We start from the raw sequence: 16,776 nt of genomic DNA on the forward strand, positions 1-16,776 counted from the left end.
GTTCCGCCCCGCGCCCGACAGGGCTGTGGATAAGTACAGAGGTCTACTCCACTGACGGCCTACACCGGTCCCCCGACCGGCCCTGACGCGGCCCGCGACACGCCCGCGTGTCCGCGGCCGCGCCCGGCGGCGGAGGACGGGCGGAAGGGTTGTGCGCGGGAGAAGGTGGACACAACGGCACGACGCGAGGTGGAGGCTCCCATGACGAGCGAGGACCCGGCACGTGGGCCGCACTGCCTGGTGACCGGAGCGACGGGGTACATCGGGGGCCGGCTGGTGCCCGAGCTGCTGGACGCCGGCTACCGGGTGCGGTGCCTGGCCAGATCGCCGGGCAAGCTGCGGGACCACCCGTGGGCCGGGCGGGCCGAGGTGGTGCGGGGCGACGTGACGGACGCGGCGTCGGTCGGCGCGGCGATGCGGGACATCGACATCGCCTACTACCTGGTGCACGCCCTCGGCACCGGCGCGGGCTTCGAACGGACCGACCGCGAGTCCGCCCGTGTCTTCGGCGAGCAGGCGCGCGCCGCCGGCGTCCGGCGGATCGTCTACCTGGGCGGGCTCACCCCCGCGGATGTCGACGAACGGGCCCTGTCCCCGCATCTGCGCTCGCGGGCCGAGGTGGGCAGAACCCTGCTGGCGTCGGGGGTCCCGACCGCCGTGCTGCGTGCGGCGGTCATCATCGGCTCGGGATCGGCATCCTTCGAGATGCTGCGCTATCTCACCGAGCGGCTGCCGGTGATGGTCACCCCGAGCTGGGTCCGTACCCACATCCAGCCGATCGCCGTCCGCGACGTGCTGCGCTATCTCGTCGGCAGCGCCGAGCTGCCGCGGGAGGTCAGCCGGACCTTCGACATCGGCGGTCCCGAGGTGGTCACCTACCTGGACATGATGCGGCAGTACGCGTCGATCTCCGGACTGCCGCGGCGGCTGATCGTGCCCGTCCCCGTGCTCACGCCCCGGCTCTCCAGCCACTGGATCGGGCTGGTGACGCCCGTGCCGCCGGCCATCGCCCGGCCGCTGACGGAGTCGCTGCGGCACGAGGTGGTGTGCCACGAACACGACATCGCCCGGTACGTCCCCGACCGGCCCGGGTCACCGGTGGACCTGGCCACCGCGCTGTCGCTTGCGCTCCAGCGGGTACGGGAGGCCAATGTCACCACCCGGTGGTCCTCCGCCTCGGTACCGGGCGCGCCGAGCGACCCGCTGCCCACCGACCCGGACTGGGCGGGCGGCAGCCTCTACACCGACCGGCGTGAACTGCCGGTCGGCGCCTCGCCGTCGGCGCTGTGGCGGGTCATCGAGGGCATCGGCGGGGACAACGGCTGGTATTCCTTCCCGCTCGCGTGGGCGATTCGCGGCAGGCTGGACAGGCTGGTGGGCGGAGTGGGGCTGCGGCGCGGCCGCCGCGACGCCGCGCACCTGCGGGCCGGGGACTCGCTCGACTTCTGGCGCGTCGAGGAGATCGAACCCGGCAGACTGCTGCGGTTGCGTGCCGAGATGCGGATCCCGGGCCTTGCGTGGCTGGAGATGTACGCCGACCAGGACGACTCGGGGCGGACCCGCTACCGGCAGCGGGCGATCTTCCATCCGCGCGGGCTGCTGGGACATCTGTACTGGTGGAGCGTTTCGCCGTTCCATGCCGTCGTCTTCGGCGGTATGGCCCGTAACATCGCCAGGACCGCCGCCGAGGAAGAGGCCGCCCACCCGGAGCGGCAGCCGGCGCCGCCGTGAGAGCCGCCCCGCCGTGCACGTCACCGCTCGCCCTGGAGTGACGCCATGACAGTCGCCGTCGTCCTGTTCACCTCCGATCTGCGCTTGCACGACCATCCCCCGCTGCGCGCGGCCCTGCAGGCAGGCGATCAGGTCGTGCCGCTGTTCGTGCGCGATGAGGCCATCGCCTCGGGCGGCTTCGCCGCGCCCAACCGCCGGGCGTTCCTCGCCGACTGCCTGACCGACCTCGACGCCGGGCTGCGCGAGCGCGGCGGCCGGCTGATCGTGCGGTCCGGGGACGTGGTGGAGCAGGTGCGCAAGGTGGCCGCGGAGACCGATGCCGACGAGGTGCACCTGGCGGCCGGCGTCAGTGGTTACGCGCACCGCAGGGAGGAACGGCTGCGCGTGGCGCTGGAGACCGACGGCCGGCATCTGCACGTCCACGACGCCGTCGTCACCGCCGTCCCGCCCGGCGCCCTGACACCGGCGTCCTCGGACCACTTCGCGGTCTTCACGCCGTACTTCCGGCACTGGTCGCGAGAACGTCTGCGCAGTCCGCTGGGCGCCCCCCGAACAGTGCGCGTGCCGGACCGCGTCTCCTCGGAGCCGGTGCCGTCCCGCAAGGACGTCCCGGGGGTTTCGGCGGGGCTCGCCGCGGGAGGTGAGAAGGAGGGCCGGGCGCGCCTCTCGGCCTGGGTGCGCGGCGGACTCGCGGACTACGGGGAGCGGCACGACGACCTGCCGGGCGACGCGACGTCCCGGCTCTCCCCGCATCTGCACTTCGGCACCCTCTCCGCGGTGGAGGTCGTCCACCGGGCACGCCGGAGCGGCGGCCCCGGCGCCGAGGCATTCGTCCGGCAGGTGTGCTGGCGGGATTTCCACCACCAGGTACTCGCCGCCAGGCCCACCGCGGCCGCCGTCGACTACCGCACCCACCACGACCGTTGGCGCGACGAGCGGTCGGCCGCCGAGGAGATCGCGGCGTGGAAGGAGGGCCGTACGGGCTATCCGGTGGTCGACGCGGCCATGCGGCAGCTGGCGCACGAGGGCTGGATGCACAACCGCGGCAGGCTGCTGACCGCGAGCTTCCTGGCGAAGACGCTCTACGTGGACTGGCGGATCGGCGCCCGGCACTTCCTGGAACTCCTGGTGGACGGCGATCTCGCCAACAACCAGCTCAACTGGCAGTGGGTGGCCGGGACGGGCACCGACACCCGGCCCAACCGGGTCCTCAACCCCGTGACCCAGGGCAAGCGCTTCGACCCTGACGGGACCTACGTCCGCCGCTGGGTGCCCGAGCTGCGGGACATCGAGGGGCGCGCGGTGCACGAGCCGTGGAAGCTGCCGGACGCCGAGCGCGCCGCGTACGACTACCCCGAGCCGCTCATCGAGCTCTCCGACGGTCTGGCCCGCTTCAAACGGGCCCGCGGCAAGGACTGAGGAGAGAGGTATGGGCACCGCGCACTGGCTGTTCGGCGACCAGCTCGGCCCGCACTTCCTCGCCCCGGGGGACGGCGGCCCGGGCCGCGACACTCCCCTGGTGATGATCGAGGCCCGCTCGGTCTTCCGGCGCCGACGCTTCCACCGCGCCAAGGCACACCTCGTGCTCAGCGCGATGCGCCACCGCGCCGCCGAGCTCGGCGACCGGGTGCGCTACGTCCGTGCCGACACCTACCGGGAGGGACTGCGGGAAGCCGTCGGGGACGGCGAGGTGACGGTGCATCACCCCACGTCCCGGGCGGCGCTCGCGCTGACCGGGTCGCTCGGCAACGTCACGGTGCTGCCGGCCCGCGGCTTCCTCGTGCCGCAGGAGGACTTCCGGGCCTGGGCCGAGGCCCGGAGCACCGACACACTGCGCCAGGAGGACTTCTACCGCTGGGTCAGGCAGGGCCACGATCTCCTCATGGACGGGGACCGGCCGGCCGGCGGCCGCTGGAACTGCGACCACGACAACCGCGAACCACCGCCCCGGGACGCCCGCACCCTCGACGTCCCCGGACCGTACCGGCCGCGTGAGGACGCGATCGACGAGGAGGTGCGGCGGGACCTCGACCGCTGGGAGCGCGACGGGGACGTCGCCTTCGTCGGCCGGGACGGTCCCCGGCGCTTTCCCGCGAGCCGCCGCGAGGCCCTCGCGGCGCTGCGCCGCTTCCTCGCGCACCGGCTGACCGCCTTCGGGCCGTACGAGGACGCGGTGCTGACCCACGACCCTGTCATGAGCCACAGCCTGCTGTCCTCCTCGCTCAATCTCGGCCTGCTGGATCCGGCCGAGTGCGTGGAGCGCGCCGAGGCCGCCTGGCGGGCGGGCGAGGCACCGCTCAACAGTGTGGAAGGGTTCATCCGGCAGATCGCCGGCTGGCGTGAGTACGTCTGGCAGCTGTACTGGCACTTCGGCGCGGACTACCGGCGGCGCAACGCGCTGCGTCACCACGCGCCGCTGCCCGGCTGGTTCGTGGAACTGGACGCCGACGCGGTCACCGCGCACTGTCTGGCCACCGTGCTGCGGCAGGTCCGCGACACCGGCTGGACCCACCACATCCCGCGCCTGATGATCCTCGGCAGCTACGCCCTCCAGCGCGGCTGGGACCCCGCGGAGGTCACCGACTGGTTCCACCGCTCCTTCGTCGACGGCTACGACTGGGTGATGCTCCCGAACGTCGTCGGCATGTCGCAGTACGCCGACGGGGGCCTGATGACCACCAAGCCGTACACCTCCGGGGGCGCGTACCTGCACCGCATGAGCGACCTGTGCGGCCCGTGCGCCTACCGGCCGACCGAACGTGTCGGGGAGCACGCCTGCCCTTACACGGCCGGCTACTGGGCCTTCCTCGACCGGCACCGGGCTCGGCTGGAGGGCAACGGCCGGATGCGCCGCGCGGTGCGGGGCCTGGACCGCCTGGCGGACCTGGCGGAGCTGCTGCGCGAGGAGGAGCGCCGCGGGGACGGGCCGCCCTGAGGGCGGGCGGGGTCAGCGGGGCTGCCGGCCCAGGTCGCGGAGCATTTCACGGGCGGCCCTGGCGCCTGAGGCCAGCGCGCCCTGTACGGACCCGGTCGCCCGGTGGTCGCCGCAGACGTAGCGGCCAGGACCGATCCGGGACGGCCTGCTCAGCGGGTGCGGCGGCGGCATGGCCGGCAGCGCGTCACGGATGGTGCGCACCGTCACCAGCTCCCACCCCGAGGCGTCCGCGGCGTACGCCTCGGACAACGCGGCACGCAGGGCGCCCTCCTGCCCCGGGCTGTCCGTACCGAGGACCGAGGTGGCCACCAACGAGGTACCGGCGGGCGCGTAGCCGGGCACCACTTCGCTCAGCACACAGGAGTTGAGGAACCGCAGCCGCGCGTCGGTGAGCAGCGTCGGCTCCGCCAAGGGGGACGCCTGGGCCGCGTGGTAGTACGTCGTGACGGTGCGGTGCGCGGGAACCGGGAGGCCGGGCAGCAGGGAGCGGGCCGCGGCGGCGCCGGTGGCCACGATGACGGTGCGAGCCCTCAGGAGGCCGCCACCGTCGGACAGCTGAGCGCCGTCGTCGGTGAGCCGGTCGACGGGACAGCCGAGCCGCACGGTGCCCTCGGGAAGCCGGTCCGCGAGCTGTCGTGGCACCGCAGCGATGCCCTCGCCCGGGAGGCACAGGGTGCCGCGCAGCATGCTGCGCCAGACGAGGTGGAAGACACGGCTTGAGGTCTCCAGTTCGTCCTCCAGGAACACGCCCGACAGGAAGGGGCGGAAGAACCGCTCGACGAACTCCTCGGACACTCCGGCCGCGGCGAGCGCCGTCCGTGTGGTGCGGTCCGCGCCGCGGGTGAGCAGCCGGGCCGGGGCCAGCATGTCGCGGGCGGACAGAGCGCCGAGGGCGAACAGGTCGCGGGAGCGTGCCAGCCTGCCCGGCAGCAGATCGGCCGCCCTGCGGGGCACGCGGGTGGGGTCGGTGAAGCGGAGCCTGCCCTCGTCGGTGTGCACCAGCACCCCCGGGGTGAACGGACGCAGCCGCAGCGCACGAAGGTCCAGGCGCTTTCGCACCTGCGGATAGGAGGTGTTGAACACCTGGAACCCGCGGTCGACGACGAACCCGTCCACCCGGTCGGTGCGCATCCGGCCCCCGACCGCGTCGGAAGCCTCCGCGACACGGACCGTCAGCCCGGCCGACAGCAGGTCCTGAGCGCATGCGAGACCTGCCGGGCCCGCACCGATCACCAGGACGTCGACCGTGCCACGGTCCGGGGCCATCGGGGCACCGCCCTTTCGTTCGGGAGCGCGCCCGCGCGGGCCGGCGGACGCAGCTGATGAGCCGTCTCCTCATCCTTCCGGTTGTCCCGGGCCGGCGGCTGCCGCGGACCGCTCGGCGCCGACGCCGCGCACCGGGTTCCGGGGCGTGGAGCTGGGCGAACGGCCGTCCGATCCGGCGCGGCGGCGATAGGGACAGACGGGTGACGGCGCGGGGCGCGGCTCCGGGGTGCCCCGGCGCGATCAGCGGGCCAGGACCGCGATGACGGACTTGCCGCCGTGCGGGTGCGGCCGGACCGTCACCGTACGGGCCAGGCTGCGCACCATGGACAGGCCGAACCCTCCGGTGCTGCCGGTCAGGTCGGGGCTGCGTTCGCGCGGCTGGTCGGGGCTGGGGTCCTCGACGGCCACCCGCAACGCGTCGCCCTCCGCCGTCAGGCGCAGGGCCGTGACCTCTCCGGCGTACCGCAGGGCGTTCGTCACCAGTTCGGAGACGACGAGGAGCACGTTCTGTGTGGTCTCCGAAGAAGCCGGTGGCTGGAGCCCGGAGAGGAACGCGGCTACCGCGTGGCGCGCGTCCGCGGCCTGGCGTGGCCGAGCGGTGTACGCGTCGGCGTTGCCGTCCGCGCGACCCGCATGCGAGAGGCGGCCGGTGTCCTTCACTCCGTGGTCCATGCTGTTCACCCCGTCAGATCTCTCCTCGGCCCGTCCATTCCACTCCTCGCTTACCCGGAGTTCACCGGCCGAAAAGGCGGAGGACCGTCCGCGGATACACAAGGGCGGATGCCGACCTCGTTTGCCACCGAGCGGGTGCCTGCCGGTTTGTCGCCGATACCGTCGGGCACGCGCTCTCTCGTCAAGGAAACGGCTCAACAGCAAGGGAGCGCGACCATGACCTCGGACAAGAAGATGTCCGTCAAGGCCGAGCAGATCACGGGTGCGGTGAAGGAAACCGTGGGCCGCGCCGTCGGTAACGAGCGGATGACCGCGGAGGGCCGGGCCCAGCGCGCCGAGGCCGACATGCGTGAGGCCGGGCACAAGACCCGGGACGCCTTCCGACGCTGACCGCGCCCGACGCGGAAGCGATGGCGTCATCAGGCGGCATACGGCCGGAGTGACGCACCGCGCCGAGGGGCGAGCAGCCCCGGCAACGTCGTTCCGGCCGCCCTCCCTTTCGCTCCGGAGCATTTCACTTCGAGCAATCCGCTCACGAGACTCGGTTCCGAGGCTCCGTTCACGAGCTTCCGTTCCAGAGCGTTGCGGAACGAAGTATTTCGTTACCGATCGCGGTTGTGCAGAACATTCCGTGCCGGCAGTCCGTTGCCGTGCAGTCCGTCACAGTGCGCTTCGTGGCCGTGCGGAATTCGCAGTGCATTCCCTTGCGGAGCACGGCGAATACGGCGAGGAAGCGCTGTGGCGTCGAAGCGCAGGAAGTGGAGTAGCAATGAGTGGCAGCATCTGGGATTACCGGCCGTCGGTCGGCGACGCGGCGGGCGCCGACCTCGTCGGGTTCGCCGTGGAGGCAACGGACGGGCACATCGGCAAGGTTGACAAGCATTCCGACGAGGTCGACGCGGCTCATCTCGTCGTCGACACCGGAGTGTGGATCTTCGGCAAGGAGGTCCTGCTGCCCGCGGGCACCATCACACGGATCGACAAGGCGGCGGAGATCGTCCATGTGAACCGCACCAAGGCCGAGATCAAGGACGCCCCCGAGTACGGCACTTCGGGAGCCGACGGCAGCGCGGGATCCCGGCAGCAGGTCGGCGCCTACTACGAGGGCTTCCCGCTCATATGAGGCGCTCCCGCGCATGAGGGACTGCCGCGTCGTCAGGAGAATCCTGAGACGTGTGCGCGTGTGGCGGGCACCGATCCGGGTGCCCGCCACACGCACGCTGTGATCCACATCATCTTCCCGTTCAGGTGTTTCGCGACCCCCACAGGCATGAGTGGCCGATTCGGGGGAAGGCGCGCTTCTCGACACCGTTACCTGGGGAGGGTGAAGTCATGGCGGGGCTGATCACACGGACCACCGGTGTGGAAGAGCACGGGATCGCGCAGCCGGCCGGCGCATGCGCGCCGGTCACGGCGGAGGGCCTGCCGCGGCTGGAGGACGCGTCCAAGGTCGCTCCGAAGGACGCCCGCGAGCTGTCGCGGTTGTTCTTCGAGCGCCTTCAGGTCCTGGAGGAGGGCACCCACGCCCACCAGTACGCCCGCAACACGCTGGTCGAGTTGAACCTCTCCCTCGTGCGGTTCGCCGCGAACCGGTTCCGGCACCGCGGTGTCGAGGAGCGGGAAGACATCATCCAGGTCGGCACCATCGGGCTCATCAAGGCGATCGACCGCTTCGAGCTGTCCCGCGAAGTGGAATTCGCCACCTTCGCGGTCCCCTACATCCTGGGGGAGATCAAGCGTTTCTTCCGCGACACCAGCTGGGCCGTGCACGTTCCCCGGCGCCTGCAGGAGCTGCGGGTGGAGATCGCCAAGGCCAAGGAGCACTTCGCCGGCACGTCCGAGCGCGAACCGACGGTGCGTGAGCTGGCCGCCCACCTCCGGCTGACCGAGGAGGAGGTCATCGAGGGCATCGTCGCGTCCAACGGCTACACCGCCGGCTCCCTCGACATGCCCACCGACCCTGCCGACGACGGCCAGTCCGCCCACAGCGGCCGCAGCTACGCCGATGTCCTGGGCGAGCCGGACCCCGCGATGGAGGCGGTCGAGAACCTGCACGCCCTCGCGCCCCTGCTGGCGCAGCTCGACGAGCGCGAGCGCCGCATCATCGCCATGCGCTTCGGCGAGGAGCTGACCCAGTCGCAGATCGGCGCCGAACTCGGCATCTCGCAGATGCACGTGTCCCGGCTGCTGTCGCGCACCCTGGCCAAGCTGCGCACCGGCCTGCTCAGCAACGCCTGACCCCGCTCCTCGCCACGGGCCGCGATACGCTCAGTCGCCCCCCGCGGCCGTCAGCGGCACCCCGCAACCCACCGCCTCACGTTAGCGAAAGACATGAACACCACCTCGAACCCACCGATCTACGACCAGCTGATACAAGAGCACGGTGATGTCGTCTCACAGGCCCGCGAGGCCGCCGACCACACCCGCCGGGAAGCGGAAGACGCGCTGGACTGGAGCAGTCTTCGGCCCTACCGCTCCGAGGAGTAACCGCCGGGCCACCCGGGTGGAGGCGCGGCGCGAGCGCCTCCACCGGGCCGGGACCTCTTCGGCGGAACGGCGTGGACGTCTGAACAGACGCCTGGAGAACGGGCGTTGAGCGAGCCGGGCCGGTCAACGGCCCCGTCGCACCGGAAGGTGCGTGGCCGCGTCGGCGTCGCCCGATCGCCCCCAGCACCCGCACCAACCGAAGGGTTGGTCGGCGGGATTCCGAACCGCTTACCGCGGTGGTCGGCCGATGACGACAAGGCGAAATGCCCGCCTTCTGCCGTCCTCGCCCTTTCTGTACGCGGCCCGCCCCACCGTCGCGTCCGCACCCGCACCCTGATCACCGCACGTGCGCGCGTCCCGGGCATCGACGTCACCGAGGAACACCGCCGGGAGTCGCCGCGCTCCGCACCACCGAGCCGTGGTTCACTGCCGGGCACGCGGCGTACGAACGGGTCCGGGACGTGGCGCCGCGCCCGGCGGTCAGCTGAGCAGCATCGCGCCGCGCGCGCTGGAGGCACGGACGACGAGTTCGGGTGCGAGGCGGACGGCGTGCCGGGCACCGGGGTGCGCGGCGGGCGGCCGGGCGAGCAACCGGGCTGCCTCGGCGGCCAGTTCGGCGACGGGCTGCCGGACGGTGGTCAGGGCCGGGTCGGCCAGACCCGCGAGCGGGATGTCGTCGAAGCCGGTGACGGCCACCTCGCCGGGGACGTCGGCGCCCAACTGTCGCAGCCGTTGCAGCGCGCCGACCCCGATGAGGTCGTTCGCGCAGACGAAGGCGTCCGGCCGCGAAGGCCAGAGGCGGTCCACGGCGGCGCGCCCCCACTCCACCGAGAAGTCGCCGAGTTCGACGCGCCCGGGTGCCGCGGGGTCCAGGGCGCCGGCCCCGGCCTCGTAGGCCGCGCGGCGCTCCACCGCCGCCGACGCGGTGCCGGCCGCCCCGACGAAGCACGGCCGACGGCGGCCCTCCGCGGCCAGATGTGCCAGCACGAGGGCCATGCCGGCCCCGTTGTCGACGGCAACCGAGTCGGCGACGCCTGGTCCGCACCCACGGTCCAGCAGGACCAGCGGCACCCGGGCTGCCGCGCCGGCCACCGCGTCCCGGCTGCGGTGTTCGTCCACCGGTATCAGCAGCAGGGCATCGATCTGCCGGTCGAGAAGCGCGCTGATGCGGGCCGCCTCGGTCACCGGGTCGTCGTCGCAGTCGGCGAGCAGCACGGCCCGCCCCTCGGCGTGCAGCGCGTGCTCCAGCTCTCGTACGAGGGAGGGGAAGAAGGGGTTGGTGATCTGCGGGAGGACCAGGCCGACGGTGCCGGTGGAGCGGCTGCGCAGGGCACGGGCCACCTGGTTGGGCCGGTAGCCCAGGCGCTCGGCGGCCTCCCGCACCGTGCGCGCGGTCTCGGCGCCGACGGGTCGGGTGCCGGCCAGGACGCGGGACACCGTGGCGATGGAGCAGCCCGATGCGTGGGCCACCTCTCGCAACGTGACTTCTGCCACCGTCTCCCAGCCCCCTTCGTTCGGCTCGGCTGCGCCGGAGGGAGCATACGCCCCGGCAAATGCGCGGTAAACGTTGTCCCTTCACGGTGGCGGCCTCGGGCCCGTGCACCGATGTGCCGCTCCGCTTACGCACGGAAGGCCGGATATCGAACCATTGACAACGGCCGGTTCCGTGGGCGAAGTTTCCGGAGAACGTTTTCCAAGATGTGTTCCGAGGGAGGGGTGCGGTGGTCTTCGCACCGGCACGCGGCCACGGCCGCGCCGGTCCCTGAGCGACCTCACCGCGCGCTGGAGACCACCACCGCCGCGCCCGGCTCGTCACCACCGTGACGCCCGGTGCCGCCCGCCTCGCGGGCCCAGGGCCCTCCGTGCCCCGGGCCCGTCGTCGGTGTGCGCGGCGCCGGGCCGTCCGCGGTATGCCGCGCGCCCACCTCACCCGATCCACAGCACAGCAGAGCAAAGGGGCTCTTCCGTTGGCCAGAAAGATCATCCTCGACTGCGACCCGGGGCATGACGACGCGATCGCCATGCTCCTGGCCCACGGCAATCCCGAGATCGACCTGCTCGCCGTCACCACCGTGGTCGGGAACCAGACGCTGGAGAAGGTGACCCGCAACGCCCTGTCCGTGGCGCGCATCGCCGGCATCACCGGTGTGCCGTTCGCGGCCGGCTGCCCGCGGCCGCTGGTACGGACCGTCGAGACGGCCGTGGAGATCCACGGTGAGAGCGGTCTCGACGGCCCGGTGCTGCCCGAGCCGACCCTCGAACTGGACCGTCGGCACGCCGTCGATCTGATCATCGACACGGTGATGTCCCACGAGCCCGGCGAGATCACCATCGTCCCCACGGCGGGGCTGACGAACATCGCGATGGCCGTACGCAAGGAGCCGCGCATCGCCGAGCGGGTGCGTGAGGTCGTGCTGATGGGCGGCGGTTACCACGAGGGCAACTGGAGCGCGGTCGCCGAGTTCAACATCATCATCGACCCCGAGGCCGCGCACATCGTCTTCAACGAGCGCTGGCCGGTCACCATGGTCGGTCTTGACCTCACCCACCAGGCACTGGCGACCCCCGAGGTCGCCGCGAAGATCGCCGCGGTCGGCACCCGCCCCGCCGTGTTCGTCGGCGAACTGCTGGACTTCTTCCGCGAGGCATACCGCGAGAACCAGGGCTTCGACCACCCGCCGGTGCACGACCCGTGCGCGGTCGCGTACGTCATCGACCCGGACGTGATGACGGTGCGCAAGGCGCCGGTGGACATCGAGCTGACCGGCGGCCTGACCCGCGGTATGACCGTGACGGATTTCCGGGCGCCCGCGCCGGCCGACTGCACCACCCAGGTCGCGGTCCGGCTCGACCACGAGCGGTTCTGGAACCTCGTGGTCGACGCCCTCGAACGGATCGGTGACATCACGCCATGAGTGTCTCCACCAACAGCCGCCCCACCGGGGCAGCGGACGGATCCCGCGTGCGGGTCGGCGTGCTGCTCACCGCGCTGCTCGCGGCCTGCTTCGCCTTCCAGCTCAACGCCAGCATGCTCAGCCCCGCGCTGAAGAGCATCCAGGACACCCTCGGCGCCGACTCCGCGGAGATCGGTCTGACCCAGACCGCCTTCTTCACCTCGGCGGCGCTGTTCTCGCTCTTCCTGCCGAGGCTGGGCGATGTCATCGGGCGCCGCCGGGTGCTGGCCGGGATGCTGGCCCTGATGGTCCTCGGGTGTGTGGTCGCCGCCTTGGCGACGAGCGTGCCGATGCTGTTCGTCGGCCGCGTCATCCAGGGGGTGAGCGGTCCCGTCGTCCCGCTGTGTCTGATCATGCTGCGGGTGGAGGTGAAGGAGCCGAAGCGGTACGGGACCCTGCTGGGTGTGATCACCGCGGTCAACGGCGGCATCGCCGGTGTCGACTCCCTCGCGGGCGGCTACCTCGCCGACAACCACGGTTTCGCGTCCGTCTTCTGGGCGATGGCCGCCGTCGCGGCGGTGGCCACCGTCCTGGTCGCCACGCTCACCCCCGAGTCCACGGCCGGCGTCGCGACCCGGATGGACTGGCCCGGTGTCGCGCTGCTCGTCGTGTCGGTCGGCTCGCTGTTGATCGCGCTGAACGAGGCGGGGAAGCTGGCCGCCGCCAACTGGCCGCTCATCGCCGGTCTTGTGGTCCTGGCCGCGGTCGCCTTCGCGCTGTTCTGGCGCACCGAGAACCGCAGTGGGCATCCGCTGGTCGCCACCCGGCACCTCAAGCGGCGCGCGACCTGGGCGACGCTGCTGACCACGGTGCTCACCATGACCGGTGTGTTCGCCGTCATGAACGGCCTGATCCCGGCGTTCGCTCAGGACGCCGAGGCGGGGCTCGGCATGTCCGCGCAGCAGGCCGCGTGGTGGACGCTGACGCCGTACGCCCTCGCCGGTCTGGCGATGGGGCCGCTGGCCGGGCGCCTGGCCGCCACCTTCGGCTACGGCCGCATCCTGCGGCTCGGCCTCGCGGGTTCCGCGGCGACCGTCGTGCTGATGCTCTGGACTGTCCACAGCCAGTCGCACGTGCTGATGCTGGTGACCTCCCTCCTGGTGGGCGTGTCCTACGCGGGTGTGGCGAACATCGTGCTCAACGGGCTCGGCATCGTGCTCTCCCCGGCCGAGAACCCGGGCTTCCTGCCGGGCCTGAACGCGGGTGCGTTCAACCTCGGCGCGGGGCTCAGCTTCGCGCTGCTCTACGCGGTGCAGACCGCGGCCCTGCCCACGGATCCGACCTCGCCCGCCGGCTACGCCGCCGGCATGATCGCCGGTGTCGTCATCCTGGCCGCCGCCTTCGCGGCGTCCTTCCTGATCCCGAAGCCGGTGGCCGCCGAAGCACAGAGCTGACCGCGCCCCACGCCGCACGAGTGCGCCCGCCGACCGGAGCGGTATCCGGTCGGCGGGCGCACTCGTGCGGTCAGTCGGTGGCCCGGACCGGCTCGGGGCTGTCGGCGGCGGACGCGGCGGACGGCTCCTGGGCCGCGTGCTCGGCCAGTACGCCGGTGCGGTGGCGCTGGATGAACCAGTAGTAGGCGAAACCGCCGAGGGCGACCGCGCCGACGAACAGCACGGCGCCCCATCGCAGGTACCAGTGGTGGGGCGGTGTGGCGTTGTAGACCTCCTCGCGCGGCCAGGCGAGGTTGATGATCATTGCTGCGCCCCAGAGGACGCCGAGGATGTTGACCGGCAGGCCCCAGCGGCCCAGCGAGAACCTTCCGCCGTCGGCCGGGGTCCACTTCCCCCGCAGCCTGGCCACCAGCATCGGTGCGGTGACCAGGAGATAGGCCACGTAGATCATGATGATGCCGATGCTGGTGACCACCGAGAAGATCTGCGGCTGGCGGATGTTGAGACCCAGGACGCCCAGCGAGAGCACTCCGACGACGACTGCGGGCAGTACCGGCGTCTGGAAGCGGGGGCTGACCTTGGCGAGCAGGGACGCCGCGGGCAGGTTGTTGTCCCGCGCCATGGCGAACGCGAGCCGGATGGCGGCGGTGTGCACGGCCAGGGCGCACACGGTGACCGCGATCAGCACGCACCAGAGCATGGCCTTGCCGACCGTGTCGCCGAGGACGTCCAGGACGATGTACTGCAGGCCGTCGGTGGTCAGTCCCTCCCCGGTCAGACTGCGCACGCTCATCATCGCGAGCAGCAGGATCAGGCCGCCGATGACGAACGAGGCGATCAGCGCCCGCAGGATCGCCCGCGGCGCGTTGCGCGAGGGGTCCAGGGACTCCTCGCTGAGCGAGGCCGCGGTGTCGAACCCGTACATGACGTAGGCGGAGGCCAGCGAGGCGGTGAGGAAGGCTCCGAGGTAGCCGAGGTTCTGTCCGGCGCCGGTGTGGTGGGTCTCCAGCACCACGTCAGGGCCGCGCACCACGTGCACGGCGAACAACACGATCAGCACGACGGTGGCGACCAGTTCGATGAACACGCCCGCGGTGTTGATCCGGGCCATGAGCTTGACCCCGAAGGCGTTGACGAGGGTGGTGAAGACGATCAGCACCCCGGCGAGCAGTACGGCGTTGGTCGCGGTGTCGTACGGTCCGCTGCCGTCGCCGATGATCTGGAAGGACGAGGAGATCTGCGGCAGCGTCAGCTGGTAGGCGAGGGCCACCGCGGCAAGGGACACGATCGAGGCGACCAGCATCATCCAGCCGGCCAGCCAGCCGACGTGCGGATTGCCGATCTTCTTGGCCCAGTTGTAGACGGAGCCGGCCACGGGGTGCCGGGCGGCCAGTTCGGCGAAGCACAGCGCGATCATCAGCTGGCCGACGAAGACCATCGGCCAGGACCACCAGTAGGCCGGACCGCCGGCGCCGTAGCCGAAGTAGAAGAGCTGGAAGGTGCCGGTGAGGATGGAGATGTAGCTGATGCCGGCAGCGAAGGTGTGGAAGTTGCCGAGGGTGCGTTTGAGTTCGGGGCGGTAGCCGAACTCGGCGAGTTGGGCGTCGTCCTGCGGTGGCGATGCCTCGTCGGTGTCTGCCATGAGCGGCCTCCTGGGCAAGGGGCGGTGTGCGCCTCGCGCGAGGAGGGGATCAGGGGTGCACGAGGCCAGGTCCCGGCTCGGATGTGGTGGACAGGAAAGGGCTTTGGTAGGGCGTGCGGGGGGCGTGTGTCCTCTTCGAACGAGTGCGGTGCCATGGAGCGCGGGGTAACGCCGGACGTGTGTGACCTCGTGCTGTTCCGCCGGGCCGCCGGGCGGGCGCTCCCTGTCGGTCCCCGACGGCCTGAATCCGCCGCATCCGCCTGCGGCAGGTTTGGGATGGTAGTCGTTGATCCACGCGGTGCCCACCCCCGGGGCGGGCACGGTCCGACCGGCCCTGACCTGGTCGGTGGTCCGACAGGGCGCCGCCCGCCCCGCGCCGTCGGTGGCTACGGGCGGGAGCGGCCGGCGTCGGGTCAGGGGGCATCGGGCGGCGCTCCACCGGGGGTCAAGCCCCCTTGTCCGCCAGGCAGTCGGTCACCCATTGATGGAAGGCGCCGATGTGGTGCTCGCTCGGTACGAGCACCCCGCCGTGGCGGTAGGCGCGGGAGTCCATGGCCGGCTGGGTGCGCTCGCAGGCGTCGAAGTCCTGGGCGTTGACCCGGTGGAAGAGCTCGACGGACGTGGAGAGGTCCGCGCCGGAGTCGACGACCTCCGGCAGGTACAGCCAGTCGCACTCGACGACGGTGCGGTCGGCGGCCATCGGGAACATCCGGTGGACGATGACGTGGTCGGGGACGAGGTTGACGAAGACCTGCGGCCGGACGGTCATGGCGTAGTAGCGGCGGTCCTGGGTGTCCTCGATCCCCGGTAGCCGGCCGAAGCCCCCGCGGCCGTCGACGGTGAAGCCCTCGGCCTCCTCCGCGAACTGCGCGCCGTGCCCCACGTAGTACTGAGCGGCGAAGCCATCGGCGAACTCCGGCAGCACATCGGTCAGTTCGGGATGGATCGTGGCGCAGTGGTAGCACTCCATGAAGTTCTCGATGATGAGCTTCCAGTTGGCCCGCACGTCGTAGGTGATGCGTTTGCCCAGGGCGAGGCCCTCGGTGCGGTAACGCTCGATGGACGCCGCGTCGCCCAGCCGCTCGACGGCCGCGCCGATCACCGTCTCCTCGAAGGACGGCGGCTCATCGGCCAGGCACACCCACGCGTAGCCGAGCCACTCGCGCAGCTCGACCTGGACCAGACCGCGCTCGGTGCGGTCGATGTCCGGCATCTTCTGCAGGTTGGGCGCGGCGACGAGCCGGCCGTCGAGGTCGTAGGTCCAGGCGTGGTAGGGGCATTGCAGGTTGCGCCGGACCTCGCCGGACTCCTCGGTGCACAGCTGCGCGCCGCGGTGCCGGCAGATGTTGAGGAAGGCGCGCAGCCGGCCGGCGCGGTTGCGGGTGATCAGGACGCTCTCCCGGCCGACCTGCACCGTACGGAACGCGCCCGGCTTTTCCAGGTCCGCGCTGCGCACCGCGCAGAACCACAGCCGCTCGAAGATCTTCTCCTGCTCCTGCCGGAAGATGTCGGGGTCGGTGTAGGAGGGGCCGGGCAGGGTCGTGATCAGGCTCGTGCCGGGGGTCGGCGCGGATTCCGCCGAGGTGGTGGCGGCGGTGGCGGTGGCGGTGGCGGTGGCGGACGAGGGTGTGTGCGTCATGTGCGGTCTCCTCAAGCAGCCGCGGCGGCGGGCCGGCTAGGGGTCTCCCCGGCGAA

At 71.8% G+C, this 16,776-nt stretch carries 14 protein-coding genes; 9 read left to right on the top strand and 5 right to left on the bottom strand.

Going from position 1 to position 16,776, the window contains the following annotated elements; genetic code table 11:
• Positions 1-201 precede the first annotated feature (201 nt).
• Genes ACGFZW_RS05710 through ACGFZW_RS05720 form a run of 3 tightly spaced genes read left to right on the top strand, consistent with a single transcriptional unit; the run spans position 202 to position 4,666 of the window.
• The gene (locus ACGFZW_RS05710) at positions 202-1,731 is read left to right on the top strand and encodes an SDR family oxidoreductase (RefSeq protein WP_393891744.1); all 1,530 of its coding nucleotides are present in this window, start codon (positions 202-204) and stop codon (positions 1,729-1,731) included.
• Positions 1,732-1,776: 45 nt separating this feature from the next.
• Positions 1,777-3,150 (top strand): cryptochrome/photolyase family protein, encoded by a 1,374-nt coding sequence (locus ACGFZW_RS05715; RefSeq protein WP_393891745.1) that lies wholly within the window; start codon positions 1,777-1,779, stop codon positions 3,148-3,150.
• A gap of 10 nt (positions 3,151-3,160) precedes the next feature.
• Complete coding sequence (locus ACGFZW_RS05720; protein ID WP_393891746.1) at positions 3,161-4,666, top strand: cryptochrome/photolyase family protein; 1,506 nt, start codon at positions 3,161-3,163, stop codon at positions 4,664-4,666.
• 12 nt (positions 4,667-4,678) lie between these two features.
• On the opposite strand, the gene ACGFZW_RS05725 is transcribed toward ACGFZW_RS05720, so the two are convergent.
• Both ACGFZW_RS05725 and ACGFZW_RS05730 read right to left on the bottom strand, forming a co-directional pair.
• Positions 4,679-5,932: an NAD(P)/FAD-dependent oxidoreductase gene (locus ACGFZW_RS05725; protein ID WP_393891747.1), complete on the bottom strand. Its 1,254-nt coding sequence runs from the start codon at positions 5,930-5,932 to the stop codon at positions 4,679-4,681.
• Positions 5,933-6,172: 240 nt separating this feature from the next.
• On the bottom strand, positions 6,173-6,604 hold the full coding sequence (locus ACGFZW_RS05730) for an ATP-binding protein (RefSeq protein ID WP_393891748.1): 432 nt from the start codon (positions 6,602-6,604) through the stop codon (positions 6,173-6,175).
• 216 nt (positions 6,605-6,820) lie between these two features.
• On the opposite strand from ACGFZW_RS05730, the gene ACGFZW_RS05735 reads away from it, so the two are divergent.
• The 4 genes from ACGFZW_RS05735 (at position 6,821) to ACGFZW_RS05750 (ending at position 9,091) form a co-directional block, all read left to right on the top strand.
• Positions 6,821-6,994 carry a CsbD family protein gene (locus tag ACGFZW_RS05735; RefSeq protein WP_393891749.1) on the top strand — a complete coding sequence of 58 codons (174 nt, stop codon included), beginning with the start codon at positions 6,821-6,823 and terminating at the stop codon, positions 6,992-6,994.
• 379 nt (positions 6,995-7,373) lie between these two features.
• Positions 7,374-7,727, top strand: coding sequence for a PRC-barrel domain containing protein (locus tag ACGFZW_RS05740; protein ID WP_393891750.1), 354 nt, complete (start codon positions 7,374-7,376; stop codon positions 7,725-7,727).
• 209 nt (positions 7,728-7,936) lie between these two features.
• A complete protein-coding gene (locus tag ACGFZW_RS05745) occupies positions 7,937-8,842 on the top strand; it encodes an RNA polymerase sigma factor SigF (RefSeq protein ID WP_393891751.1) in 906 nt (301 codons plus the stop codon).
• Positions 8,843-8,935: 93 nt separating this feature from the next.
• The gene (locus ACGFZW_RS05750; RefSeq protein ID WP_393891752.1) at positions 8,936-9,091 is read left to right on the top strand and encodes a hypothetical protein; all 156 of its coding nucleotides are present in this window, start codon (positions 8,936-8,938) and stop codon (positions 9,089-9,091) included.
• Between the two features lie 480 nt (positions 9,092-9,571).
• On the opposite strand, the gene ACGFZW_RS05755 is transcribed toward ACGFZW_RS05750, so the two are convergent.
• Entirely contained in the window at positions 9,572-10,561 is a 990-nt protein-coding gene (locus ACGFZW_RS05755) for a LacI family DNA-binding transcriptional regulator (protein ID WP_393891753.1), read from the bottom strand.
• A gap of 497 nt (positions 10,562-11,058) precedes the next feature.
• On the opposite strand from ACGFZW_RS05755, the gene ACGFZW_RS05760 reads away from it, so the two are divergent.
• Positions 11,059-12,006, top strand: a complete 948-nt coding sequence (locus tag ACGFZW_RS05760) for a nucleoside hydrolase (protein ID WP_393891754.1) — start codon at positions 11,059-11,061, stop codon at positions 12,004-12,006.
• Positions 12,003-13,439: an MFS transporter gene (locus tag ACGFZW_RS05765; protein ID WP_393891755.1), complete on the top strand. Its 1,437-nt coding sequence runs from the start codon at positions 12,003-12,005 to the stop codon at positions 13,437-13,439. Before ACGFZW_RS05760 ends, ACGFZW_RS05765 begins: the two co-directional genes overlap by 4 nt.
• Before the next feature lie 70 nt (positions 13,440-13,509).
• Here ACGFZW_RS05765 and ACGFZW_RS05770 read toward each other — a convergent pair whose 3' ends face one another.
• Together ACGFZW_RS05770 and ACGFZW_RS05775 are read right to left on the bottom strand one after the other, a co-directional pair.
• On the bottom strand, positions 13,510-15,081 hold the full coding sequence (locus ACGFZW_RS05770; protein ID WP_393891756.1) for an APC family permease: 1,572 nt from the start codon (positions 15,079-15,081) through the stop codon (positions 13,510-13,512).
• 445 nt (positions 15,082-15,526) lie between these two features.
• Entirely contained in the window at positions 15,527-16,720 is a 1,194-nt protein-coding gene (locus tag ACGFZW_RS05775) for an aromatic ring-hydroxylating dioxygenase subunit alpha (protein WP_393891757.1), read from the bottom strand.
• Positions 16,721-16,776: the final 56 nt, after the last annotated feature.

The sequence above is a fragment of the Streptomyces sp. NPDC048248 genome, from assembly GCF_043201875.1.
Taxonomy (GTDB): domain Bacteria; phylum Actinomycetota; class Actinomycetes; order Streptomycetales; family Streptomycetaceae; genus Streptomyces.

What these genes read in the sequence shown, in the direction of transcription:
- ACGFZW_RS05710 (WP_393891744.1), top strand. Translation starts at nt 202, where the DNA reads ATGACGAGCGAGGACCCGGCACGTGGGCCGCACTGCCTGGTGACCGGA.
- ACGFZW_RS05715 (WP_393891745.1), top strand. Translation starts at nt 1,777, where the DNA reads ATGACAGTCGCCGTCGTCCTGTTCACCTCCGATCTGCGCTTGCACGAC.
- ACGFZW_RS05720 (WP_393891746.1), top strand. Translation starts at nt 3,161, where the DNA reads ATGGGCACCGCGCACTGGCTGTTCGGCGACCAGCTCGGCCCGCACTTC.
- ACGFZW_RS05725 (WP_393891747.1), bottom strand. Translation starts at nt 5,932, where the DNA reads ATGGCCCCGGACCGTGGCACGGTCGACGTCCTGGTGATCGGTGCGGGC.
- ACGFZW_RS05730 (WP_393891748.1), bottom strand. Translation starts at nt 6,604, where the DNA reads ATGGACCACGGAGTGAAGGACACCGGCCGCCTCTCGCATGCGGGTCGC.
- ACGFZW_RS05735 (WP_393891749.1), top strand. Translation starts at nt 6,821, where the DNA reads ATGACCTCGGACAAGAAGATGTCCGTCAAGGCCGAGCAGATCACGGGT.
- ACGFZW_RS05740 (WP_393891750.1), top strand. Translation starts at nt 7,374, where the DNA reads ATGAGTGGCAGCATCTGGGATTACCGGCCGTCGGTCGGCGACGCGGCG.
- ACGFZW_RS05745 (WP_393891751.1), top strand. Translation starts at nt 7,937, where the DNA reads ATGGCGGGGCTGATCACACGGACCACCGGTGTGGAAGAGCACGGGATC.
- ACGFZW_RS05750 (WP_393891752.1), top strand. Translation starts at nt 8,936, where the DNA reads ATGAACACCACCTCGAACCCACCGATCTACGACCAGCTGATACAAGAG.
- ACGFZW_RS05765 (WP_393891755.1), top strand. Translation starts at nt 12,003, where the DNA reads ATGAGTGTCTCCACCAACAGCCGCCCCACCGGGGCAGCGGACGGATCC.
- ACGFZW_RS05770 (WP_393891756.1), bottom strand. Translation starts at nt 15,081, where the DNA reads ATGGCAGACACCGACGAGGCATCGCCACCGCAGGACGACGCCCAACTC.
- ACGFZW_RS05775 (WP_393891757.1), bottom strand. Translation starts at nt 16,720, where the DNA reads ATGACGCACACACCCTCGTCCGCCACCGCCACCGCCACCGCCACCGCC.